Genomic DNA, 24,082 nt, shown 5'->3' on the forward strand with positions numbered 1-24,082 from the left:
AAGATTTCAGGAGGTTGATTTAAGTGAGTAAACATCAAAAGAATCGTATTGATCTAATAGAAGAGAAACTTGAAACGATGACTAAAACTAAATGGGCTAAAGGGATGCGCATCACCTCAGGCGTCACCTGGAACCTTTTTCTTCTATTCATTGTAGTAGGTTTGACACTGGTAGTGTTTGCCGGTTCAGTTGGGGCAGGCTATTTTGCTTCATTGGTAGCCAAAGAACCGCTTCGTTCAAAGCAAGAGATGCGGGATGCAATCTTCACCTACGAAGAAACGTCCGAACTTTATCTCGCCGGCAATATCTATATCGGTAAAGTTAACTCTGATATAGAACGGAAAGAGACGAAACTCGAAAGTGTATCCCCTTTCGTTATTGATGCAGTATTCGCCACAGAGGATGAGTATTTCGCACAGCATGAGGGCATTGTCCCAAAAGCGATTTTCCGCGGACTATTACAGGATGTAACGAACTCCGATAACCAAACTGGCGGTTCGACTTTGACACAACAACTTATTAAGAACCAAATTTTAACCAACGAAGTGTCATACGAACGAAAAGCGAAAGAAATGCTACTGGCAATGAGAATTGAGCATTTCATGACAAAAGATGAAATTCTCGAAGCTTACTTGAACATTATTCCATACGGCCGTAATTCAAATGGGCAAAACATTGCAGGTATTGAAACTGCAGCTGGTGGTATTTTCGCTTTAAAAGCAGCGAAATTGAATTTACCGCAAGCCGCCTTCATAGCTGGACTTCCTCAGGCCCCCTTCGCTTACACCCCTTTTAAAAGTGGTGGCGGATTGAAAGAACAAGAATTCTTACAGCCGGGAATCAATCGGATGAAGACAGTTCTTTTCAGGATGAAGGAAACTGGTTACATAACTGAACAGCAGTACAATGAAGCAATCGTCTATGATATTACAAAGGATTTCCGTGAACCCGTCATGCGCGCGAATGAAAGATATCCTTATTTGACACAAGAAATTCAGAATCGCACGGTCGATATCCTCGCGGGGATTATCGCAGAAAAAGACGGAGTCGATGCTGAACGTCTTGAACAAGAAGATAAATTACGAGAAAAATATTCAATACTTGCGACGCGTTCAATGAAAAATGATGGCTATAGAATTTACTCTACCGTTAATAAAGATCTATATGACAAGATGAATGAAGTCGGTAATGATTTCGAAAGTTACGGATTTACCTATACACGCGAAGTAAAAGATTCTCATTCCGGCGAGGTCGAATTCGCGGAGGATCCAGTTCAAGTCGGTGCTATTATGATCGAAAATAGCACTGGTAAAATCTTATCCTTCATTGGCGGCCGTGGACATGAACACGAAGCGCTTAACCATGCTACACAAGCATTCAGACAGAACGGATCTGCTATGAAGCCACTTCTCGTTTATGCACCAGCTATTGAATATGGCGTCATCGGGGCTGGAAGTCCCGTCGTCGATGTTAAATTCAGTGTCAAACAAGCGAATGGCTCTATGTGGACACCTAGCAACTATACAAAATCGATGGAGTATGGAATCATTCCTGCAAGGGAAGCACTCTCCAAGTCATTGAACTTGGCAACAGCAAGATTATATCGCGATATCCTTGATCGACGGCCTGCCGAATTCCTCGATAAGATGGGCATCTCAAAACTTCTCCCAGGAGACTATGTCAATCCCTCTACTTCATACGGGGGCATGACGGTCGGAATGAGTGTTGAGGAAAACACGAATGCATTTGCAACATTTGCAAATGGCGGGCAGTTCATAGACGCATACATCGTCGAAAAAATCGAAGATATGGATGGCAATATCGTCTATCAACATGAAATTGAACCTGTCGATGTCTTCAGCCCTGAAACGAGTTATATCGTTACCGATATGTTACGTGATGTTGTAAAAACGGGCGGCACAGGCTCACAAGTAACGCAAAACATGAAATTCAATACAGATCTTGCTGCCAAAACGGGAACAACACAAGGTTACGGTGACGCATGGCTTGTTGGATACAACCCGAATGTTTCTCTCGGAGTTTGGCTCGGATACAAAGACCGGACTCGAAGTCTTTATTATGGACTCGAAAAGCAAACATTGCATCCTACCACTAGGACAAGTATGCTTTTCGCCCGTATTATGAATGCTGCGAACGAAGTAACACCAGAAATAGTCGGGGCCTCTGCAAAATTCAGTCGTCCTAACGGTGTTGTTGAAAAATCATTCTGCGGTATTTCTGGGCTTGCTCCCTCTGCTGCATGTTCGTCTGCAGGGCTCGTTAAAACGGATTTATTTAACGCAAAAGTGATGTTACCAACAAAACCGGATGATAGCATTACCTCTTCTTCTTATGTATCTGTTAAAGGGACGAGGTACCTTGCACTCCCATCAACACCAAGCGAATTCGTGTCATCAGGTGGCACAGGCGTTAACCAAGTGTTCATCGACCGAATGCTCGGACCGTGGGGAGGAGATGCTTCAAAATTGTTCCCAGCGAACTCCGCTTTCGCATCTCATGTCGTGTCGGGAGCTATATTTAATGCAGATGATGTCGCCCCTGCACCAGTAAATGTTAGTTTAAATGGAACGACAATAACATGGGGCAATTCACCTTCCAACGATGTTATTGGGTACTATGTTTATGATAATAATGTTAAAATCGGAACAATAAGAGACGGTTCTTCGAATTCATTTACAGTCGGTTCTGGCTCATACTCAGTCAAGGCTGTCGACATTACCGGAAGACTTTCAAATGGCTCCAATGCAGTCACCATTGCGGCGCCTGAGCCTGAAGAGGAAGTTATCGAAACACCTCCAACGGAAAACGTACCACCTGTTACACCACCTCCTGTAACTGAGGATGGGAACGACGGTGGTACCCCGCCTCCTACAAGTGGAGACGATGAAACTGGGGAATGAAATAGGAAAAAGAGCCTGTCCGCTATCAATAGCGGACAGGCTCTTTTTTGAATGCTAAGAAAGTATAAGTTTTTTCGACTTAGAATAGTGTCTAGCTCCAGGCACCTTGTGTCCTTGTGTTTTTATTAGTTACTCAATGTTAGTCTTCCATTGTCGACAAATCACCTGTCGGCAAATTCAGTTCCCAAGCTTTTAACACACGACGCATAATTTTTCCACTTCGCGTTTTCGGTAATTTATCTTTGAATTCAATTTCACGTGGAGCAGCATGTGCGGCCAGCCCTTTTTTAACAAATTGTCGAATATCTTCTTTTAATTCATCTGTCGGCTCAATTCCTTCATGAAGCGACACAAATGCTTTTATAATTTCGCCACGAACTGGGTCAGGTTTACCTATAACCCCAGCTTCAACAATCGCGGGATGCTCAAGCAGTTTACTTTCCACTTCGAATGGTCCTACACGCTCTCCACTCGTCATAATCACATCATCGACTCGACCCTGGAAAAAGAAATATCCGTCCTCGTCGATGTATGCTGAATCACCCGAAACATACCACTCATCATTGATAAAGGTAGATGCATATTTTTCAGGATTATTCCAAACTTGCCGCATCATTGCAGGCCATCCTTTTTTAATAGCTAAGTTACCCATATGATTTGGAGGTAATACGTTTCCTTGATCATCAACGATGGCTGCTTCAATACCAGGAACCGGCTTGCCCATTGATCCAGGTTTAATTGGCAGACATCCGAAATTACAGATTGTTTGTGCACCTGTTTCTGTCATCCACCATGTGTCATGAATTCGCAATTTAAACGCTTCAGATCCCCAACGGATTACTTCGGGATTAAGTGGTTCACCCACGGAAAGAATATGGCGCAGTGAAGAAAGATCAAACTTGCTTAGTGGCCCTTCCCCGACTCCCATAAGCATCCGGAATGCGGTTGGCGCACTATACCAAACCGTGACACCATATTCCTCTATCGCTCCATACCAAGCATCTGCCGAAAATCTGCCGCCAAGAATCAAGCTAGTTGCCCCGGCAAGCATTGGTCCGAAAATACCATAAGCTGTTCCTGTCACCCAACCTGGATCCGCTGTACACCAGAAGATGTCCTCATCTTTTAGATCCAGTACCCACCGTGTTGTCTGCAGTTGCTGTACCATCGCTTCCTGTACATGTACGATGCCTTTTGGCTTTCCTGTTGAACCTGAAGTGTAATGTAGAAGTGTTGGGTCTTCTTTGTCCATCCATTCAACTTGGAAGTACTGGGAAGCATCTGCCATATGCTTGTTAAAGTCGACAATAAGGCCTTCTTCCACCACATTTTCTCCTACAATAAAGATTGTCTTCAGGTGTGGTAATTTGTCAACAGGCACTCGTTCAAGAAGTTCAGGTGTCGTGATGATTGCAGTTGCCTCACTATCAGACAATCTGTCATAGACAGCACCTTCCATGAATGCTTCGAAAAGCGGTCCAACAATAGCACCCAGCTTCAACGCGCCCAAAAATGAGAAATACAATTCCGGTGAGCGAGGCATAAAGATGAAAATCCGGTCCCCTTTTTCGAGCGGCGACTGATTGCGCAATACGTTTGCAGCTTTATTTGACATCTTTTTCATTTCATTATACGTATAGCTTTCTTTTCGATTAGCGTCCTTATAATAAAGTGCAACCTTGTTTTTTCGATAAGAATCCGCATGGCGATCTACCGCTTCATGAGCAATATTCATGAGACCGCTTTCAAACCAACTGAAGTCTTTTTCTACATCCGTCCATTTAAATTCTGCGGCTGTACGATCATAATCTGCTAACTGATAATCCCCATGAACTGCGGGCAATGTTTTCATTACCATTCATTTCACCCTTTCAAGAATACAATATAACTATCATTCTACCTCAATCCAAACCTAGTTGTCTAATTAATTATATTTTTCCAACAGTTTTAAATTTGTAGTAATCAACAGGCTTTTATTTATCCATATTGTTGTATACTAGGTAGTAGGTTTATATCAAATACGGAGGTGATCATATTGGAACATATAAAAACATATAACGCAATGGAGATAAAACATAAGAATGGAGACATCGTTATCGAGGGGCCCATTACTGCAGATTACCTTGCTAGCCTTGATTTTCACGAGGATCTTGTTGCATTCAGACCTCCCGCACAACAACACAAGGCACTCATTGAAATTGCAGGACTCCCAGAAGGTCGTATTTTAATCGTTCGCGATTCAAATGAAATTGTGGGCTACGTAACTTATTTGTATCCCGACCCTCTGGAGCGATGGTCACAAGGAAGTATAGAAAATTTAATCGAACTTGGAGCAATTGAAGTTATTCCAAAGTTCAGGGCCGGCGGGGTTGGCAAGTCACTTTTACGCGTTTCCATGATGGACGATGCAATGGAAGATTATATTATCCTGACGACTGAATATTACTGGCACTGGGACTTGAAGGGTACGAAACTCAACGTTTGGGAGTATAGAAAAGTAATGGAGAAGATGATGAATGCCGGAGGTCTGGAATATTACGCAACCGATGATCCTGAAATAAGTTCTCACCCAGCAAATTGCCTAATGGCACGAATCGGCAAAAGAATTAATCAAGATACCGTCCAGCAATTTGATAGTCTCCGGTTCATGAACCGGTTCATGTATTGAAGGGAGGATAAATCAGATGCTAATTGAAGAAATAATGATAAAAGATGTTCTAACCCTATCACCAGAAAATACAGTAAAAGATGCACTTGACGCCATGCGAGATAGAAAAATTCGCCACTTGCCAATCCTATCTATGGATGGCATAGTAGTCGGCATCGTGACAGACCGAGACTTGAAAGAAGTTGTTCCCTCGTCCATTTCCGAAATAAAAGACAGCAGCCCATATGATACTTTACTTTCTGAAGTGATGACGAAAAATCCGATTACCGGACATCCAATGGACTTTGTTGAAGAAGCAGCGGTACTATTTTATGATAATAAAATCGGTTCACTGCCAATAGTGTCCAATAAAAAATTAGTTGGAATCATCACTGAAACGGATTTACTTTACAAATATATTGAATTAACGGGCGCACATCAACCTGGCTCACAAATAGAAGTACGGGTTCCTAATACACCTGGAATCCTTTTCGAAGTATCCAAAGTTTTCCACGAGCAGAAATTAAACGTTTTGAGTGTTCTCGTCTATCCCGATAAAGAGAACGAAGCAAATAAAATTCTTGTCATCCGGATTAACTCAATGAATCCTCTCAAAATTATTGAGGGATTAAAGGTAAGCGGATTTGAGGTCCTTTGGCCAAATGTCCCGGGCATTGACGTATGAAAAAAGATGCCGTTTTCATCTTTTCAGAAGAACAACTTGGATACTCTTTTTCAGATTCACATCCCTTTAACCAAAAAAGAATTCTCTTGACTCTCGACCTTTTAAAGAAATCTGGGGCCATTCAAGATAGCGATATCATCGCCCCTCGCATGGCAACAGACGAAGAATTACTTCTCGCTCATGACAAAAAATTTATTGAAATAGTAAAAAAGGCTGGTAAAGGTGAACTAACTGAGGATGTTGGTAGCATTTACGGTATCGGTACAGAGGATACGCCAATTTTCCCGAATATGCATGAAGCCAGTGCTATGCTGGTCGGCGGTACATTGACTGCGGTAGATGAAGTGATGCAAGGACGCTCTAAGTATGCATTGAACCTAGGCGGAGGTCTGCATCACGGATTCCATGGACGTGCTTCCGGCTTTTGTGTATATAATGATAGTTCAGTTGCCATAAAGTACCTACAAAAAAAGTACGGGGCACGCGTTCTTTATATCGATACAGACGCTCATCATGGAGATGGCGTTCAATGGAGCTTCTACGATGACCCTACAGTCTGTACACTGTCCATCCATGAAACTGGGCGTTATCTGTTCCCAGGAACCGGAAGTATAACCGAACGCGGCAATGGTTCTGGCTATGGGACTTCCTTTAATTTCCCGATTGACGCTTTTACAGAGGATGAGTCATTCCTTTCTGTTTATAAAACAGCCATAAAAGAAGTGACTGAATTTTTCAAACCCGATGTCATCTTGACACAAAATGGTGCAGATGCGCATTATTTCGATCCCTTAACCCACCTTTATGGAACAATGGATATTTATAAAGAAATCCCTCGCGTTGCACGCGAAATTGCAGAGCAATATTGCGAAGGCCGCTGGATAGCCGTCGGTGGTGGCGGATATGATATCTGGCGCGTTGTCCCAAGGGCTTGGGCTCATATTTGGCTGGCGATGAAAAATATCCCTACACCTACTGGTCCACTGCCAGAAGACTGGTTATCAACGTGGCAGGAGCAGTCTCCCGTTACACTTATTCCGACTTGGGAGGATCCTGTACCACTATACGAACCTATTCCACGAAAAGATGAAATCAACGAGAAAAATGCACAGATGCTTAGCCGAGCCTTACATATGATCCGCAACGAAAAAATTGACAAATAACCACGTCTGGTGAGACTGGCTTGATATCCCCCATTTTCACTGGACCATTTCCGGCTTGCTTTCGGCGAAATATTCGTGACATTTTTACCGAGAGGCATGTATGGCTAGAAGTGACACTTCTTTAATAAAAAAGAGAAAACCCTATAGAAAGTTTCGGCCGCCAAAATTGCATCTTTGGCGGCTTTTCTCTAGTTAAGAAGCCAGCTATTCTTTCGTCCTAAAAAGCTCTAAATGCACTTCGTGTACTTATGCAGTTGAAGAACGACGGATGAAGGACTACCCTACACATCTAGACATCCGGTAATCGTAATAGAAGTCATTCTATCCAAATGCAACTATACACGTAGCAGCCAGTGTGTGATCAAGTTATTTGCTGGTTATTTTGGTTATTCAACAGACGTGATAAATAGCAGTATTATTCCTCAAAAAGAGCAATCCCCTTCAGCCGGATATATCCGATTGATAAGATTGCTCTTTTTTTCATTTCATAGAATTACGTTCTTCAAGCCGGAAAGGTAAAATGACCTGTTGCTCTTCAACCTCTTCCCCATTCATCAATTTCGTCAAAAGACGCATTGACACTGCACCCAAGTCATAGAGCGGAACGACAATAGAAGTGAGTTGCGGTCTTACTACCCTTGCTAAAATTGAATGTTCAAAACAGATGAGTTCGTAATCTTCAGGTACAGATAGTCCTCCATCCCTAATTCCATTCAACAAACCGACAGCAATCGCATCACTTCCTGCAATGATGGCAGTTGGTTGCCCCTGCAATTCACGGATTTGTTTCCAGCCCTCATATGCACCATCGTACGTATCTTCCATTTCAATGACAAACTGCTCATCGACTGGAATATCCGCATCTTGGAGGGCTCTCATGTATCCCACTTTTTTACTGATACGGTTGATATCTCTTGTAAATGGCCCCGAAACAAACACGATTTTCGTATGACCATTTCGAATTAATTTATTGACCGCCACATAAGCAGCTTCTTCATAATCAATATTCACTGTTGCTAATTGTTTTTCCACGTCCAACGTTCCAGCCAAAACGATCGGAACATTCGCTGTGGACATTCCAGCACGAACTTCATCAGAAATCGAATCACTCATAAAGATGAGCCCGTCCACCTGTTTACCGAGATGGTCTTCTATTAATTCTACTTCTCGGTCTGTGCTCTCATCGGAGTTCGACAGGATCATATTATATTCGTACATCGTCGCAACGTCCGCTATTCCACGGGAAAGCTCCGAGTAGAAACTTTTCGAGATATCAGGAACGATGACTCCGATTGTTGTCGTCTTCTTACTAGCCAGACCTCTCGCAACTGCGTTCGGTCGATAGCCAAGCCGTTCAATGCAGTCGAGAACTTTCTTTCTCGTTGCAGGTTTTACATTTTGATTGCCGTTAACGACACGGGAGACCGTTGCCATTGAAACATTAGCCTCCCTGGCTACGTCGTAAATCGTTATAGCCATTAAAATTCCTCCTTCTATATACATTCATTATACCTTATGTCACATGTGTTGATTAACCAAAATTAACGAGTAAATAACTCAATCAAACACTAGGCGCTCGTGTACAGTTACGTTTGGATTGCTTTGGTTTAATGACTCTTATATGATTACCTGGATATCTTGATGTATATGGACGCGATAAAGTCGTATCCATATACATTTTTCGATAATCGTATGGTTATCGTTCACCCGTCGCTCCTCAAAGGCATATGTACACAAAGGAGGGCACTGAAAAAGTACGATTTCCTTCAATCCCGTTGATTTCCATTGGAGTCGCAGCTCTTCGCTACAATCAACTAGTTCTTACTATAAAAAAGAACTTTTTCAGTGGCTTTTCGGAACGAAAGAAAAAGGGGCTTCTTATCTAGAGAAAAGCCGCCAAAGATACAATTTTGGCGACTGAAGCCTTCCCCATTGTTTTGTCTTTTTTCAGCAAAGGAAATATTCGTGACAAGATGACCATGGAGGAATGAATTGCAATTCCTTCCCAAAGGGAGTGGCCAAGAATGACGAAGTCATTTCTAGCCACTCTTGTCCTCGGTAACGGTATCATGATTATTTCGCCGCAAGCGAGCCGGAAATGGTCCAGTGAAAATGATGATTTTCAAGCCTTTCTTACCAGTGTATTATGCAAGTAGATGTTTAATCAACAGATGTGACCTATGTAATCAAAACGCCGGAACCATTATAGGCCCGGCGTCTACTCATGAGATTGTTGTGTGCGTGTTCATGAATTGGTTAATTGCGTCATAAAATTCGTCAAATTGTTGCAGATCCATCTGTTGTGCAGAATCGGATAATGCAACAGCTGGATCTGGGTGCACTTCAGCCATTACGCCATCCGCCCCAACTGCTATCGCAGCTTTCGCTGTAGGTAGTAACAAATCTTTTCTACCTGTTGAGTGTGTTACGTCAACGAAGACCGGAAGATGCGTCTCCTGCTTCAAGATTGGAACGGCAGAGATATCTAATGTGTTGCGAGTTGCCCGTTCGTATGTACGGATACCACGTTCACAAAGGATGATCTGGCTATTACCTTTAGAGAGTATATATTCAGCTGCATGAATGAATTCATCGATTGTCGCTGCAAGTCCACGTTTTAGAAGAACTGGTTTATTAATCATTCCAGCTTCTTTCAACAATTCGAAGTTTTGCATGTTACGTGCGCCAATCTGAACTACATCGATATATTCAAGTGCTTCTTCGAGATGTGACGGCGTAATAATTTCCGTAACAACTGAAAGACCTGTTTCATCAGCAACTCGTTTAAGTATTTTCAAACCTTCAAGGCCGAGACCTTGGAAATCATACGGCGATGTACGAGGTTTGTAAGCTCCGCCTCTTATCATCGTTAACCCTTTTGCTTTGATGGACAATGCAACAGCTAAAACCTGCTCATATGATTCGACTGCACATGGACCGTAAATGAATGACGGTGTTCCGTCCCCAATTTTATGGCCATTAATGTCGACAATCGTATCTTCGGCTTTTCTCTTACGGGAAACAAGCAAAGCATTGCGTTGGTCGTCTTCTTGTATCTCAAGTGCAGACATGAATATTCCTTTAAAAATCTGTTCAAGAACTCCATTAGGTAACGGACCGTTGTTAGATTCTTTTAAGAAGTTAAGCATTTCACGTTCGCGAATCGGATCATACCGATTAACACCCTGCTTTTCTTTTACTTTACCAATTTCTTGGACCACAGTTGTTCTTTCGTTAATAAGATCCAAAACCTTACCATTCAGCTCGTTTACACGACCGCGCAATTCATCTAAATCATTTTGTCTCATCTGTCCGTCTCCTCCCCGTATATATAATTCTCTTTCAGTAGAGAAGAATATATGTTACATTTTTGATAATAGACCTAAGTATAAAGAAGACTATTTGAAAAGTCACGTTATTTCTACTTATTCTTTTAAATACAGGACATTTATCGACAGAAAGGATGAATAATTCTGGCTACTACACTATTTGCACTCGACATCGGGACGCGTTCTGTCGTTGGAATCATCCTGATTGAAGACAATGGTATTTTTCATGTTGCTGATCTTGTTTCGATTGAACATAAGGAACGTTCAATGATTGACGGACAAATACATAACATTTTAAGTGTTGCAAACGTCATTTTAGAAATCAAAGGAATTCTTGAGGAAAAGCACGGTCCTTTGAAACGGGTCAGTGTTGCTGCCGCAGGTCGTGCATTGAAAACATCGGAAGGTTCAATGGCTATCGATATTTCAGAAAGGTCCCTCATTGCTGACGAAGACGTCAATCGTTTAGAACTTGCAGCAGTCCAACAAGCCCAGCAAAAACTGCTGTCCTCCGATACAGTGACAAAAGACGACTATTATTATTGTGTCGGTTATTCCGTTCTTTACTACAAACTTGAAGGTGATGAAATAGGTAGCCTGATTGATCAGGCTGGACGGTCTGCTTCTGTTGACGTCATCGCGACATTCCTTCCTCGCGTCGTCGTCGAATCACTTCTTTCTGCGCTCAAACGTGCAGGACTCGAAATGGAAGCCCTGACACTGGAACCGATTGCAGCTATCAACGTCCTAATCCCACCATCCATGAGACGCCTAAACGTCGCGCTTGTCGATATAGGTGCAGGGACATCCGATATAGCTATTACCGATAACAACACCGTTGTGGCTTACGGAATGGTGCCACTTGCAGGTGATGAAATTACAGAAGCACTTAGCAACCATTATCTCCTTGACTTCCAACTTGCTGAGACTGCAAAAAGAAGTATTACAACAGAAGATACAATTGTCATGACAGACATTCTAGGCTTTGAAGATAATGTTGCATCAAGTGAAGTAACCGCTATTATTAAACCTGCCGTAGATCGGCTTGCCAAATCTATTTCGGATGAAATCAAGCGCCTGAACAATGGAGTTTCCCCTAAAGCAGTCATGGTTGTCGGCGGCGGAAGTTTAACTCCGGGGCTGACAAAAGAAATTAGTATATGCCTAGGACTACCCGAAAACAGGGTAGGTATTCGTGGGTTGGATGCTCTCTCGGGAATTACATTGGAATCCGGTATAGTTTCATCGCCAGAACTCGTCACACCAATCGGTATCGCTATCGCAGCAAAAAGAGCGCCGATTCATTATATGTCCGTGTCCGTAAATGACAAGGTGCTACGACTCTTCGAATTAAAAGAAATGACCGTCAGTGATGCACTCCTTGCCGCAAACATTAAAGCCCGTCAACTATACGGTATGCCTGGACTTGGAATGACGATAACAGTAAATGACAATGATATAATAATACCAGGAGAACATGGTACACCCTCAACAATCCTATTAAATGGGGTAAAAGCAAGTACAAAAGACTGCATTAAAAATGGAGATACAATCGACTTACTTCCCGGCAGTGATGGTACTAACGCAATAGCAACTGTGCGTGACCTTGTTGAGGATATGAGAGCCATCAGTGCAATGTTGGACGGAGTTGCCGTGCAATTGGAACCCCTAATTCATATTAATGGAATTCTAAAAAGCATCGATACATCAATACAAGACCGTGATAAAATCACAGTTTCACACGCCAAGACAGTCGCAGCTGTATTTGAAAAAGCACATCGAAATGACCTTTTAAAGGACAATCTTTTCACAGTATCCGTCAATAAACGAACGGTCACGTTGAAAAAAAAGAACAACGAGTTCTTCATCTTGGGGACTTCGGTGCAGCCATCGCACGTACTGAAAGATGGAGACCGAATTACAACCCAAAAACCGCCATTCCCTACCATAGATGAAGTTGTAGCTGAGATAGGTAAAAAGGCGTTCGATAAACTAACAGTACTATTCAACAATGAACCCGTCACAATTCAAAAACCACGTCTTACCTTTACTTTAAACGGGCATAGTGCTGAAGTATCTGCCATTGTAAAACCTGGGGATCATCTTGATTTTGTATCACTAAGTGAAAGTCCTATTACTTTTGGCGACATCTTTGCGTTTACAGATTATAGTTTACCCGAAAACCCATCAAGTAATTATAAACTGCTTCGAAACGACACACCAATCGGATTCAACGATGCTATTTTTGGCGGCGACAGACTTGAAATTAGTTTTACGTAAGAAAAGCGGAAGACGCCGGTTAGACCCGACAAGCGCTGGAGGTCTTGAAGATAAAGGCATACTTTGCCTTTTCTGCAAGACTGAAGCGACTCGAGGGGCTGGCGTCTGGAGTCTAGACAACTAAGAAAAGCGGAAGCGCCTTGGGAGACCCGACAAGCGCTGGAGGTCTTGTAGATAAAGGCGTACTTTGCTTTTTCTGCAAGACTGAAGCGACTCGAGGGGCTGGCGCCTGGAGCTAGACAACAAGAAAAGCGGAAGACGCCGGTTAGACCCGACAAGCGCTGGAGGTTTGTAGATAAAGGCGTACTTTGCCTTTTCTGCAAGACTGAAGCGACTCGAGGGGCTGGCGTCTGGAGTCTTAGACAACTAAGAAAAGCGGAAGACGCCGGTTAGACCCGACAAGCGCTAGAGGTCTTGTAGATAAAGGCGGACTTTGCCTTTTCTGCAAGACTGAAGCGACTCGAGGGGCTGGCGTCTGGAGTCTAGACAAGAAGTAAAGCGGAAGCGCCTTGGTAGGAACATTTATACTTGCTTACCTAAAAAAAAGTCCATCTACTCAAATATGAGTAGATAGACTTTTTTCTATTACTTTTTATTTTTCAAGAATGTCTGACACATAGTTCTGGTTAGTTATTTTATCTTTACCAAGGTTCTCGCTATTACCATAAGAGACATCACTATTGCCAGTTGTAGCTTTCTCAGCATTATTAGCTTTTCCCACGACTGCTTTTTTTACAGCTTCTGCAGTAGCTGTAATACTTTCTTCTCCAGCCTCAATAGTATTTTCAACTTTGGATTTAGCTGTATCAACGAAATCAATAGACTCTTCGCCTTCAGAAGATGCTGTTCCATCATCCATCGGCATAGATGTTTTCGATTTCATCGATTTCACTTTATCGACAAGTTGTCCAGACTGTTCTTGGATTGTTTTCGATAATTCACCAGTCTTCTCTTTTGCGACCGAAGTTAGCTCTGTAGCTTTTTCCTTCGCAACAGAACTGATTTCAATACTCTTATCTTTCAGTTGAGTTGCTTGAGTTGTAAGGTTTCCTCGCATTTCACTACCCGTTTTTGGTGCCAAGAATAGTGCCGCAGCTGCTCCGATAACTCCTCCCACAAGTGCACCCATTAAGAAGCTTCCCGCTCCTGAACTTTCATTTTCATCATAGAAAGAATCTGTATAGTCCTTGTTATAATCATAATTTGCCGGTAGGTATGATGGTTGCCCATACGCATTTTCATAACCTTGACCACCCTGGTTGTATTGTGGGTCATTATTATTTGATTTCACTTTGTTTTCTTCACTCATATCCAATTCCTCCTGTTTTTTAAGTCTATATATATATGTTGAAATAATGAATCCTATTGTATCCGTTACGACGCTAGAAGATGCCTCTCGCCCTAAGCCAGGCAGCTATCACCACAGTCTTAGGGCTTTCGGTTACCCCAATTATGGCGCCTTCACGTAATTTAAACACGCATTTATATATTCAACTTAAATACTTCATATTTAAGTTCTATTTATCTGCCTTTATTCGGGCTAGGCAATCTCTTTTGGCCTGGTACTGGCTTGTAAACAGTCCACCCTTTTGCGCTTGCCTTACCTGTCTTCCGTTCCTTTACTTTACCCATTATATCGATAACCACATTGCTCCATTGAACGATTTGTGCAATCTTGTCACTGTTCCGTTCTGCCTCTGTAGCGATATTGCTGGAAACCCTTCTAACGGAGGAATTGAGTACTGTGACAGACTCGCCTACGCCTTTCACAGCATCGACAACAGTGTTCAGTTTTTCGGCTTTCTGCTGAATGTCTTCTGCAAGTTGATTTGTTTTATGAAGAAGTTCTGTTGTTTCCGTTGTTACCCCTTCAAGTTGAGTTGTCAACCCTTCCATTGTTCCAGAAACACTGTGTAATGTGTTCTTCAATGAGGATAGGGTCCTCGCTAAACTAATGCATAAAATCAAAAATGCGATTGCAGCGACAATTGCCGCTATGTACAGTAAATTCTCCACGGTACTGCCTCCTTCAAATACTCATATAACATTGTCTACCCTTGTCGAAGGTAAAATAAACGTCATACACATTATTACTTCTTCGACATTAGTCTTCATTTTCCTTCATCAAACTAGAATTCATTTTATTTTTTGTGACAACTTATTCATTCCCAAAACCAAAAAAACAGCTAGCCCTGGATCAAGTTAAATCTTTCCCGTCCAGGGTCAAGCTGTTTTTAATTCATATATATGTTGATATAAAGAATTTCAACGAATCCGTTGCGGCTCAAGGGGATGGCTTCGCTGTTTATATAACTATGCTATACATTCAACTTATATTGTGTCCCGTTAAACCGTTTCTTCTTTATCAAGGTAAGACTTGAATGCGCTCATGTATTTCTGAACATCGCCTGCCCCCATAAAGAGGTATACTGCGTTTCCATGAGATTCAAGTGATTTATTATCATCAAGATCAAGATGCTTTGCACCCGGAATTATATTAATCAAGTCATTAATGGTTAAAATACCTGCCTTTTCACGTGCGGACCCGAATATATCGCATAAATAGACGTGGTCAGCAGTTGAAAGACTTTCCGCAAATTCATTCAAAAGGGCAGCGGTCCGGGTAAATGTATGCGGTTGGAATATCGCAACAATTTCACGGTCAGGATATTTCTGTTGCGCAGTTTGCAATGTCGCCTGGATTTCAGTAGGGTGATGAGCGTAGTCATCCACAATAATTCGATCTGCTATTTCCATTACCGTAAAGCGCCTTTTAACACCATGAAAAGTAGACAGTTTTTCTTGGATAGTGGACGCTTTTACTCCTTCATAATGACAGAGCGCAATTACGCCTAGCGAATTCAAGATTGCATGATCCCCAGCCAGCGGTATTGTAAACGTATGATAAAACTCATTCCTTACAAAAACATCAAAGGATGAACCTTCCACAGTTTTGATGATATTTTTCGCAGCAAAATCATTCGACTCTTCAAATCCGTAATAGAGCACTGGAACATTGGCCTGAATTTTTTGCAAGTGTCTATCATCACCGCAGGCAATAAGGGCTTTCTTCACCCGGAGTGCCATTTCACCAAATGCGTCCATCACATCCGCTAGATCCTTAAAATAATCTGGATGATCAAAATCGATATTTGTCATAATCGCATAGTCAGGTTCGTATGCCAGGAAATGTCTTTTATATTCGCAAGCTTCGAATACAAAGTACTCGCTGTCTGCTGGGCCACTTCCCGTACCATCTCCAATTAAATAGGAAGTAGGTGAATGTCCAGATAACACATGAGCAAGCAAACCGGTAGTCGATGTTTTACCATGTGAGCCTGTAACTCCGATCGATATGAATTTCTCCATATACTTTCCTAAAAAATCATGGTATCGAATAATTTCAAGGCCAAGTTCCTTAGCCCTTATAAGTTCTGGATGGCTATCAGGAAATGCATTTCCTGCGATGACTGTCATTCCTGATTTAATATTGTTTTCATCAAATTTCAACACAGTTATTTTTCTTTCATGGAGCGGATCTTCTGTGAAGAACCATTTCTCCACGTCTGAACCTTGTACTTCATTCTCAGAATCGTGAAGTATTTGGGCGAGCGAACTCATTCCAGCGCCCTTAATGCCAGTAAAATGGAACAACGTCATAATGCAACCTCCCGGGATCATTTCTGTTCCCCTTAATTAAATATCATTAGTTTATTCCCTCTACAATTATCAGTTAAGTATTTTGATTTACAGCCCGCATTGCAAGGCTCCTTACTATTCTATACGATCTGTAAGTCGATCGAGATCACTTTCTGTCAAAAAGACATCACGTGCCTTACTTCCTCGCGGCCCTGAGATGAATCCACTTTTCTCCATTCGATCCATTAGTTTGGCGGCTCGATTGTATCCGATACTAAAATTACGTTGTAACAGAGACGTTGATGCACTGCCTGTTTCATGGATAAAGAGACAAGCCTCTTCAAAAAGTGGATCGGCTCCTTCTTCTTCAATACTACTTGCAAGAAGGTCTTCTTGGCCAAATAAATAATCTGGTGTTGCCTCATTCCGAACGTGTTCTATTATACGCTCTATTTCCTCATCCGTGACAAATGTACCTTGTAGTCGAACGCCAGAAGATTGTCCATTTCCAATGTATAGCATGTCACCTTTCCCAAGAAGCCTTTCTGCTCCAGGGGAATCAATTATTGTCCTAGAATCGATTTGTGATGAAACTGAAAATGCGATTCGTGTTGGGATATTCGCTTTGATTGTACCTGTAATAACATCGACAGAAGGACGCTGTGTCGCGATGATCAAGTGGATACCGCATGCTCGTGCTTTTTGTGCAATTCGACTAATTGATACTTCGACATCTGCCGGCGCCATCATCATTAAATCTGCAAGTTCATCAATGACAATTAAAAGATAAGGCATCTTCAAAGAGAACCGACGACTTTCTACAACTGCTTTATTGTAACGCTCGATATCCCTCACACCTGCATGAGCAAGCAGCTCGTAACGTCTTTCCATTTCCGCCACTGCCCATTTTAGTGCAGCAGTTGCAGCTTTGACGTCCGTAATCACAGGACTAATTAGATGTGGTATGCCGTTGAATGGTGCAAGTTCTACCATTTTAGGGTCAATCAGCATCATTTTCAAGTCTGTTGGTGTAGCTTTGTAAAGCAAACTGACCAAAATCGAGTTAATGCAGACGGATTTACCTGAACCTGTAGCCCCAGCAATCATACCATGTGGCATCTTGCGGAGATCTAAGGTTACTGGTGTTCCAGTTAGGCTTAATCCAAGCACAGCCTCAAGGGGAGACGTGGAAGCTCTGAACTGTTCCGTCGCAATAACTTCGGATATCCGAACAGGTCTTGTCTTCCGATTTGGAATTTCAATTCCTATGGAACTTCTTCCGGGAATCGGTGCTTGGATACGAATATCTTCGGCTGCTAGCGCCAATTTTAGGTCATCTGTTAAATTACGTACTTTACTCACTTTAGTCCCCACTCCGACAGTCAGTTCAAAACGAGTGACTGTCGGACCTTGCATCGCTTCGATAACGGTCGCTTTAACCGCAAAGTGCGACAACGCTTCCTCTAGCTTTTCAGATTGCGATTCCAGCCACTCTGTATCTTCGATTTGTGATTCAGGGGGGATCAGATAATCCAGTGACGGGAATGCGTAATAGGGTTCCTCTTCTTCCAAGGTTTCGCCAGCTATTTCTTTCGTCCCTACCAAAACCTCTTCTCGGATATCGACCAAAGGTTTCGTACTTATCGGCTCAGAGATGGTTACTTTTTTGTTTTCATTTGGAACTTTCACACTTAAAGGTTCTACTACTTTTAGCTTCTCTTTATCGGACTTCAACATCAATACATTGAATGGAACAGTCCGTTCTTTTTTTGTTACTTGACTTTGTTGTTCTACTAATTCAGGAATTCCTGGAGAGGGCTCTACTTTCACTTCAGTCTCTACATCAGGTAACGCATCCTTAGTATGGTCCACTTCATCCGAAATAATTCCCTTAAAGTCCTCTTCAATCACTAGCGATTCGATTGTAGCAAATTCATCCTTAGAATGCTCTATGGCATCTGGCAATACTACTGTCTCTACGTCCTCAATTACTGTCGTTTCAGTTTCGTAGATTTCAACTTTTGGCGGCTCTATCTCACTAGATGTGAGTTCTCTGCTGTCATTTTCAATCACAAAGTCCTCATTCAAAATTGGTATGCTACTCGTTTTTTCATTTTCATAATAAAATTCATCCGTCGTTGTCAACTGTGGTTCTGTAACAACTACCTTTTCTTCCGGTGGCTGCAACTTCACTTCTTCCGTTTTCAAAGGTGTCGTTACTTCTCTCCTTGGATTAATAAATCCATGAACCGGCGAAGGTACTGCGGTCGGTGTAAATGGTTTACTGGAACGTTTTTGTACCGTCACATTCACTTTTGGTGGAAGTTCCTCCTGAAAAGCCTTTTTTGTGGAGGAGAAAGAACTTCTTTTTTCTTTCTCTTTTACGCCATATTTTTGTAATGAATCAGCCCTAAAGATATTGACTGTTCTGTTATCACTTGGCCATTTAGCATTTTCGGAAAGTGGTTTCGTTTCATAATTATCGTCCACATCTTTATTTTTAGTTGTGTATTTAGGATAATCTGCTTCAGTAACAGATTCATCGTCCCAACCATATATTTCTGCATCTGAGATAATCGGAAAGCGAAATGATGTGTTGTTACTAGTTTCATTTTTATTTAATGATTCGTCAATTTCATTTTCAGTTTTTTCATATTCTGGTTCCACTTTATTATTGTCTTCATCCGGTCCAAATAACCGGTCTACTATTGTTTTAAACCAACTCAAGACTATCACTCTTTTCATGTCAATCACTCTATTTTAACAGTACTGACACGACAAAATCAAATCAATTTATGAAAACAAAAAAACGTACCAAACTGGTACGTTTTTCGTGCACTTATTTTGTGAAGATTTCACCAGTAACAGCATTGTTATCTAGTACTAAAATCCCTTTTTCTTCAGGCGCGTCAGGCAAACCTAGTTCTTTTGCTGAGCAAATCATTCCCGCCGATGGAACCCCACGCAATTCTGCATCACGAATGACCATTCCAGATGGCATAACAGCTCCAACTTTCGCGACAACAACCTTCTGGCCCGCATCCACATTCGGTGCTCCACAGACAATTTGAACTGTTTCACTACCAACATCGACCGTGCAAACACTTAACTTATCAGCATTCGGATGCTTTTCTTTTGTCAAAATATGTCCTACAACAAACTTTGGTGTAAAGTCTATGTCAAGTTTAATTTCTACGCCATTCTTCAGAAGTGCATCTTGCAATTGCCCTGCCACCTCTTCAGTCAGCTCAACTTCCCCGACTGCTTCATTTTTCACGTAAGATGATGCATTGAATAGGTTAAATGCAGTTAATTCTCCAGTAACCTCGTCATGGATTAACGTAACATCCCCTTGTGACTTAGTTACAATAGATTCTGGACGTGTAAGTGCAAGCTGCACAAGCAACACATCTCCAACACCATTTATATTATAAAAAATATTCACTTTTTCTTTCCTTCCCTTCTTGCTAAACGATTTTTAGCCATAATGAAAATTGGTTCAAGTTTTCCATCTTCATAGATAAATGATAAAGATGTAACCGGTACAGTGCCAGTGGTAAAGAAATGCATAGCCATTTGCGCAAGTACATCATACCCCGTATCGTTCCGGATATCACCAATAATTAGTACATCTTGGTGTGGGACAGAAACAGTCATATGACCCTCGATTTTCGCTTCCATCTCTTTCAGGAATGTGCTGTTCAATATTCTACTAGCATCATAGCCATCGTTATTATTGACAAAGTAATAGATGTTACCCGAGACTTCATCCTTCTTCATCGCGGTCGGTAATGCTCTTACACGGAATAATGCAGACTCTGTTATCTCCGTTTCAGACATACCAAGAGACTCCAACATACTTTCATCAATTAACCGGTAGGTAGTTCCAAGGTCAAGTGCATAATAGATACACGTTTCAGCCGTATGGTCCTTCATAAGAAAACGATGTCCTACAGCAGATTCTTTCGGAAACGATGAAGACCTGATCACAGGATAAATAATCGTACTATCAGAGAATCCTATTGATTGTTCTTTTTCCATCGCTTTAAACGTCTCACCAATTGTATAAACTATTTCTTTTATTGCCGCCTCTTTTTTCTGTTCATATTTCACAAGGATTTCCGGGAGTGAAATATCCATCCCTTTTTTTAGAACCGAATGCTCTAGACGAACCTTATCCGTTTTCCGGTCAAATCGCCACTTGAAATGTTCAGATGGAAGATGCTCTTTTAAAATTTCAACAAGCTGCGCAGAATTCATCTATTTTTTCCTCCATTCATATGAAAAGCGTAAGGCGCCTTCTAGACGCGACAGGCATAAGTCGATCCAGCGACGTGGCGGTCCTTTGCCACATAGCTGGATTGCTTTCAAGGAACGTAGCCTAAGTACGCCGCGTCCTGCGGCAACGGCTACGTGACCCACATCCTGTGGGCCTCCAAGCGGCTGGCGCCTGAAGCCTAGCCACTGTTCCGTGTCGAAAAACTTATACCCTCTTACGTTTCCCGGAAAATTGCATCTATTCTTGGTTAATTGAACGCACGATTTCCATCATTCTTGCTAGGTTTTCTTCGATGTTTCCTTTTTTCGTCATTGTCGTCATTTTTGATCCGCCCACGCTCGTCATAAGCTCAACATCGTCATTGCCGCTTTTGATTACCGCCGCAAAACCAAAAATGCCTTCATCCGTAAACGTTGCCTGCTCGACAATTTCTTTACTTTTATCAGCAAGAAGCAAATCATAAAACAGTTTACTGTCATTTTTTTCATTTGGATTGACAAAAAGGATAAATGTTTCTTCTTTTTTCGTAAAGACGATATTTTGTGCATCTGACTTATCATTCATCTTAAATCCGGCAGGTAGATATAGTTTAATGCCGTCAATCTCTTCAGTACGTTTTTTATCATTCGAGTGAAATGCTTCTCTCGCCGCTTCGACTCCTGAAGTTGCACTTTCGTCAAGCGTTTTTCCACATGCTACAAGCGTTAATACAGATATCGTCAACAGGAATATGAATTTCCATTTTCGGAACATTCGATTTCCCCCAATCATTAATTTAAACACTATTTATCATTTTAATGTTGTTACGGATTACTTGCAACCAAAACACGTTGCAATCAAGCACTTCGATATTTACTGGGATTGCAGATGGTATTTATATTGTCCCACCAAAAGCTGTAAAATATGTACGAATAGTTCATCGCGTTTTACCGCGTTCGCAGTCAGCATTCCGATAGCTCCTTCCTTCATCCGAATTCCGCTCGACTTGAAATAAGTATCGACAACCGGACCCAGTTCTTTCCCGGTCATCAACTCATCCGCAATTTCTTTCGGTAATGGAATCTGTGCACCTCCCGCTGTAAACCTCGTCCCATCAGGAAGTGTCAACGCACCCCAGTTACAGAGGTACATCTGTCCCTCAAGAATCCGTACACCACCTTCCAGCCCGATTCCAATTGCACTTGCTCCCTTCCCCGCTGCGCGTAGTGCACGATTAATTGCACCAAGCCTAGTTTCATCATCACTAAAAGGTTGGTCTGAAACACCTGACCCTACCTCAGTCTCAGCAATAAGTGCATGCGGAAAATGAATTGCCAAAACTTCCTTAACTGCTTTTACTTTTGCAGGGTTCGTAGATCCTATCATAAATTCCATCCATATTCTCCTCCATCCAAGTAAAAAACCGTCCTCTACGCCATTTAATAGCGCAAGGACGGATTTCAGTTTATAATTATACGTTACTTTTAATCGTTGCTACAGTTGTCTTATCACATGCCTTAACAAGTTTCACAAGAAGCTCTTTCGCTGCTGCGTAGTCGTCGGTGTGAATGATAGATCCCGATGTATGGATGTAGCGTGAACAAATACCAATGACAGCACTTGGAACACCTTCATTCGACGTATGGACCCGACCTGCATCCGTCCCGCCCTGTGAGAGGAAGTACTGATAAGGAATATTATGTGTCTCTGCCATATCAAGGATGAATTCGCGCATACCGCGGTGAGTTATCATAGAACGGTCAAAAATCCGGAGTAATGTCCCTTTTCCAAGTTGACCGAATTCATTTTTGTCACCTGTGGCATCATTTGCTGGACTTGCATCTAGCGCAAAGAATAAATCCGGATTGATCATCGTTGCGGCTGCCGCAGCACCACGAAGTCCAACTTCTTCGAGAACATTTGCCCCGGAGTACAAGTTATTCGGCAATTTTTCACCGTGCACTTCTTTTAACAATTCGATTGCGAGTCCGCAACCATAGCGATTATCCCAAGCTTTAGCAAGTATTTTCTTGTCATTCGCCATCGGAGTGAACGGGCTAACTGGAACAATTTGCTGACCTGGACGAATGCCGATTTTCTTCGCATCTTCTTTATCGTCTGCACCAATATCGATAAGCATATTTTTTATATCCATTGGTCTATTTCGTACTTCATCACTTAACAAATGCGGCGGAATCGAACCAATGACACCAATAACTGGACCGCTATCCGTAATAATTTCAACGCGTTGCGCCAGTAGTACTTGGTTCCACCATCCGCCAAGCGGTTGGAAACGAATCATTCCGTTATCCGTAATCTGACTAACCATAAATCCAACTTCATCCATATGACCCGCAACCATTATACGCGGGCCGTCTTCAGGCCCTTTTCTAACGCCAAAAATACCCCCCAAGTTATCTTGGATCAATTCATCAGAATACTTCCCAAGTTCTCCACGCATATAACCACGAACTGCATGCTCATTCCCAGGGGCACCCGGAAGTTCGGTCAAAGTCCTAAACATTTCAAGTGTATCTTTTTGCATTAAATAGTTCCTCCCACTTTTCATATATGTACCTACTGTATATAGTGTAGTCGATTATTCAGAAACTTTCCATCGTTTAATTCGGAAATCGAATTACTATTTCAATAGACTGGCTTGGCAAAGATAAGTAAAATTGTGGTACACTGTTTGAAATACCGACTATAGGGGGTAAAAAGAATGAAAGTATCAGATTTCCTAGCAGGAGTATTAACGGGTGTTGCGGCTGGTATTGTTGTCAGCGAAACAATCGATCGAGTTAACCAAAATGTTTCAGCAGACTCTGTTCTAAACACAATTAAAGATGCTTTTAAAAATGAAGGTCCGATTGATGGTTCATGGATCGTCATGAAAACTGAGCCTTTCACAAACAAAGTCATTACAATGGACGTTTACCGCGGCGGCATATCACGCATTAAAGAAGGCGAACTGGAACAATTCGAATTTGCAGCAGATGCAAAAACGGGAACAGTCGTTGAACTCATAAAAGCTTAAAACAATGCGCCGAAGTCTATATAGCAATAAAAACCGCCACATTCCCAGATTCCTCTGGTAGTGTGACGGTTTTTTTATAAACCAATGGCTATATATGTTGAGCTTATAAAGACGTGCAGCGAT

Annotated in this window: 19 protein-coding genes; 7 read left to right on the forward strand and 12 right to left on the reverse strand. The window is 42.0% G+C overall.

Annotation, left to right across the window (positions count from 1 at the left end; genetic code table 11):
• Positions 1-23 precede the first annotated feature (23 nt).
• On the forward strand, positions 24-2,921 hold the full coding sequence (locus MKZ26_RS06850) for a transglycosylase domain-containing protein (RefSeq protein WP_445683403.1): 2,898 nt from the start codon (positions 24-26) through the stop codon (positions 2,919-2,921).
• A 139-nt stretch (positions 2,922-3,060) separates the two neighbouring features.
• On the opposite strand, the gene acsA is transcribed toward MKZ26_RS06850, so the two are convergent.
• The gene (gene acsA / locus MKZ26_RS06855; protein ID WP_340765284.1) at positions 3,061-4,779 is read right to left on the reverse strand and encodes an acetate--CoA ligase; all 1,719 of its coding nucleotides are present in this window, start codon (positions 4,777-4,779) and stop codon (positions 3,061-3,063) included.
• Between the two features lie 177 nt (positions 4,780-4,956).
• Here acsA and MKZ26_RS06860 point away from each other — a divergent pair, with 177 nt between their 5' ends.
• Genes MKZ26_RS06860 through MKZ26_RS06870 form a run of 3 tightly spaced genes read left to right on the forward strand, consistent with a single transcriptional unit; the run spans position 4,957 to position 7,416 of the window.
• Positions 4,957-5,589, forward strand: coding sequence for a GNAT family N-acetyltransferase (locus tag MKZ26_RS06860; RefSeq protein ID WP_067207534.1), 633 nt, complete (start codon positions 4,957-4,959; stop codon positions 5,587-5,589).
• A gap of 16 nt (positions 5,590-5,605) precedes the next feature.
• Entirely contained in the window at positions 5,606-6,253 is a 648-nt protein-coding gene (locus MKZ26_RS06865) for an acetoin utilization AcuB family protein (protein WP_067207531.1), read from the forward strand.
• On the forward strand, positions 6,250-7,416 hold the full coding sequence (locus tag MKZ26_RS06870; RefSeq protein WP_067207529.1) for an acetoin utilization protein AcuC: 1,167 nt from the start codon (positions 6,250-6,252) through the stop codon (positions 7,414-7,416). The genes MKZ26_RS06865 and MKZ26_RS06870 overlap by 4 nt, the downstream gene beginning before the upstream one ends.
• Before the next feature lie 480 nt (positions 7,417-7,896).
• Here MKZ26_RS06870 and ccpA read toward each other — a convergent pair whose 3' ends face one another.
• Positions 7,897-8,895, reverse strand: a complete 999-nt coding sequence (ccpA, locus tag MKZ26_RS06875; RefSeq protein ID WP_340765286.1) for a catabolite control protein A — start codon at positions 8,893-8,895, stop codon at positions 7,897-7,899.
• A 545-nt stretch (positions 8,896-9,440) separates the two neighbouring features.
• On the opposite strand from ccpA, the gene MKZ26_RS06880 reads away from it, so the two are divergent.
• On the forward strand, positions 9,441-9,572 hold the full coding sequence (locus tag MKZ26_RS06880) for a hypothetical protein (RefSeq protein WP_340765288.1): 132 nt from the start codon (positions 9,441-9,443) through the stop codon (positions 9,570-9,572).
• A 66-nt stretch (positions 9,573-9,638) separates the two neighbouring features.
• On the opposite strand, the gene MKZ26_RS06885 is transcribed toward MKZ26_RS06880, so the two are convergent.
• Positions 9,639-10,724, reverse strand: coding sequence for a bifunctional 3-deoxy-7-phosphoheptulonate synthase/chorismate mutase (locus MKZ26_RS06885; RefSeq protein ID WP_067207524.1), 1,086 nt, complete (start codon positions 10,722-10,724; stop codon positions 9,639-9,641).
• 288 nt (positions 10,725-11,012) lie between these two features.
• Between MKZ26_RS06885 and MKZ26_RS06890 the strand changes: the two genes are divergently transcribed.
• Positions 11,013-13,025 carry a cell division protein FtsA gene (locus MKZ26_RS06890; RefSeq protein WP_340765290.1) on the forward strand — a complete coding sequence of 671 codons (2,013 nt, stop codon included), beginning with the start codon at positions 11,013-11,015 and terminating at the stop codon, positions 13,023-13,025.
• Positions 13,026-13,617: 592 nt separating this feature from the next.
• Here MKZ26_RS06890 and MKZ26_RS06895 read toward each other — a convergent pair.
• From MKZ26_RS06895 to MKZ26_RS06935, 9 genes are all read right to left on the reverse strand, one after another.
• Entirely contained in the window at positions 13,618-14,334 is a 717-nt protein-coding gene (locus MKZ26_RS06895; protein ID WP_338652941.1) for a YtxH domain-containing protein, read from the reverse strand.
• Between the two features lie 212 nt (positions 14,335-14,546).
• Positions 14,547-15,041 carry a DUF948 domain-containing protein gene (locus tag MKZ26_RS06900; protein WP_340765292.1) on the reverse strand — a complete coding sequence of 165 codons (495 nt, stop codon included), beginning with the start codon at positions 15,039-15,041 and terminating at the stop codon, positions 14,547-14,549.
• 330 nt (positions 15,042-15,371) lie between these two features.
• Complete coding sequence (murC, locus tag MKZ26_RS06905; RefSeq protein WP_067207514.1) at positions 15,372-16,685, reverse strand: UDP-N-acetylmuramate--L-alanine ligase; 1,314 nt, start codon at positions 16,683-16,685, stop codon at positions 15,372-15,374.
• Between the two features lie 114 nt (positions 16,686-16,799).
• Positions 16,800-19,409 (reverse strand): DNA translocase FtsK, encoded by a 2,610-nt coding sequence (locus MKZ26_RS06910; protein WP_340765294.1) that lies wholly within the window; start codon positions 19,407-19,409, stop codon positions 16,800-16,802.
• Positions 19,410-19,503: 94 nt separating this feature from the next.
• Complete coding sequence (gene ytpR / locus MKZ26_RS06915) at positions 19,504-20,109, reverse strand: YtpR family tRNA-binding protein (protein WP_338652943.1); 606 nt, start codon at positions 20,107-20,109, stop codon at positions 19,504-19,506.
• Positions 20,106-20,924 (reverse strand): DUF1444 domain-containing protein, encoded by an 819-nt coding sequence (locus MKZ26_RS06920; protein ID WP_067207509.1) that lies wholly within the window; start codon positions 20,922-20,924, stop codon positions 20,106-20,108. Before MKZ26_RS06920 ends, ytpR begins: the two co-directional genes overlap by 4 nt.
• A gap of 256 nt (positions 20,925-21,180) precedes the next feature.
• Positions 21,181-21,696, reverse strand: coding sequence for a hypothetical protein (locus MKZ26_RS06925; protein WP_067207506.1), 516 nt, complete (start codon positions 21,694-21,696; stop codon positions 21,181-21,183).
• Positions 21,697-21,795: 99 nt separating this feature from the next.
• The gene (locus MKZ26_RS06930) at positions 21,796-22,317 is read right to left on the reverse strand and encodes a DUF84 family protein (protein WP_340765297.1); all 522 of its coding nucleotides are present in this window, start codon (positions 22,315-22,317) and stop codon (positions 21,796-21,798) included.
• A 76-nt stretch (positions 22,318-22,393) separates the two neighbouring features.
• Positions 22,394-23,467 (reverse strand): M42 family metallopeptidase, encoded by a 1,074-nt coding sequence (locus MKZ26_RS06935; RefSeq protein ID WP_067207501.1) that lies wholly within the window; start codon positions 23,465-23,467, stop codon positions 22,394-22,396.
• 177 nt (positions 23,468-23,644) lie between these two features.
• Here MKZ26_RS06935 and MKZ26_RS06940 point away from each other — a divergent pair, with 177 nt between their 5' ends.
• Positions 23,645-23,959 (forward strand): peptidase M4, encoded by a 315-nt coding sequence (locus MKZ26_RS06940; protein WP_067207498.1) that lies wholly within the window; start codon positions 23,645-23,647, stop codon positions 23,957-23,959.
• The last annotated feature ends 123 nt before the right edge of the window (positions 23,960-24,082 follow it).

Origin of the sequence: Sporosarcina sp. FSL K6-6792 (genome assembly GCF_038004885.1) — a bacterium.
In the GTDB taxonomy this organism is placed as follows: Bacteria; Bacillota; Bacilli; order Bacillales_A; family Planococcaceae; genus Sporosarcina; species Sporosarcina psychrophila.

What these genes read in the sequence shown, in the direction of transcription:
- ccpA (WP_340765286.1), bottom strand. Translation starts at nt 8,895, where the DNA reads ATGGCTATAACGATTTACGACGTAGCCAGGGAGGCTAATGTTTCAATG.
- MKZ26_RS06925 (WP_067207506.1), bottom strand. Translation starts at nt 21,696, where the DNA reads ATGTTCCGAAAATGGAAATTCATATTCCTGTTGACGATATCTGTATTA.
- MKZ26_RS06885 (WP_067207524.1), bottom strand. Translation starts at nt 10,724, where the DNA reads ATGAGACAAAATGATTTAGATGAATTGCGCGGTCGTGTAAACGAGCTG.
- MKZ26_RS06940 (WP_067207498.1), top strand. Translation starts at nt 23,645, where the DNA reads ATGAAAGTATCAGATTTCCTAGCAGGAGTATTAACGGGTGTTGCGGCT.
- murC (WP_067207514.1), bottom strand. Translation starts at nt 16,685, where the DNA reads ATGACGTTGTTCCATTTTACTGGCATTAAGGGCGCTGGAATGAGTTCG.
- MKZ26_RS06895 (WP_338652941.1), bottom strand. Translation starts at nt 14,334, where the DNA reads ATGAGTGAAGAAAACAAAGTGAAATCAAATAATAATGACCCACAATAC.
- acsA (WP_340765284.1), bottom strand. Translation starts at nt 4,779, where the DNA reads ATGGTAATGAAAACATTGCCCGCAGTTCATGGGGATTATCAGTTAGCA.
- MKZ26_RS06930 (WP_340765297.1), bottom strand. Translation starts at nt 22,317, where the DNA reads ATGGAATTTATGATAGGATCTACGAACCCTGCAAAAGTAAAAGCAGTT.
- MKZ26_RS06880 (WP_340765288.1), top strand. Translation starts at nt 9,441, where the DNA reads ATGACGAAGTCATTTCTAGCCACTCTTGTCCTCGGTAACGGTATCATG.
- MKZ26_RS06870 (WP_067207529.1), top strand. Translation starts at nt 6,250, where the DNA reads ATGAAAAAAGATGCCGTTTTCATCTTTTCAGAAGAACAACTTGGATAC.
- MKZ26_RS06935 (WP_067207501.1), bottom strand. Translation starts at nt 23,467, where the DNA reads ATGCAAAAAGATACACTTGAAATGTTTAGGACTTTGACCGAACTTCCG.
- MKZ26_RS06910 (WP_340765294.1), bottom strand. Translation starts at nt 19,409, where the DNA reads ATGAAAAGAGTGATAGTCTTGAGTTGGTTTAAAACAATAGTAGACCGG.
- MKZ26_RS06865 (WP_067207531.1), top strand. Translation starts at nt 5,606, where the DNA reads ATGCTAATTGAAGAAATAATGATAAAAGATGTTCTAACCCTATCACCA.
- MKZ26_RS06920 (WP_067207509.1), bottom strand. Translation starts at nt 20,924, where the DNA reads ATGAATTCTGCGCAGCTTGTTGAAATTTTAAAAGAGCATCTTCCATCT.
- MKZ26_RS06890 (WP_340765290.1), top strand. Translation starts at nt 11,013, where the DNA reads ATGATTGACGGACAAATACATAACATTTTAAGTGTTGCAAACGTCATT.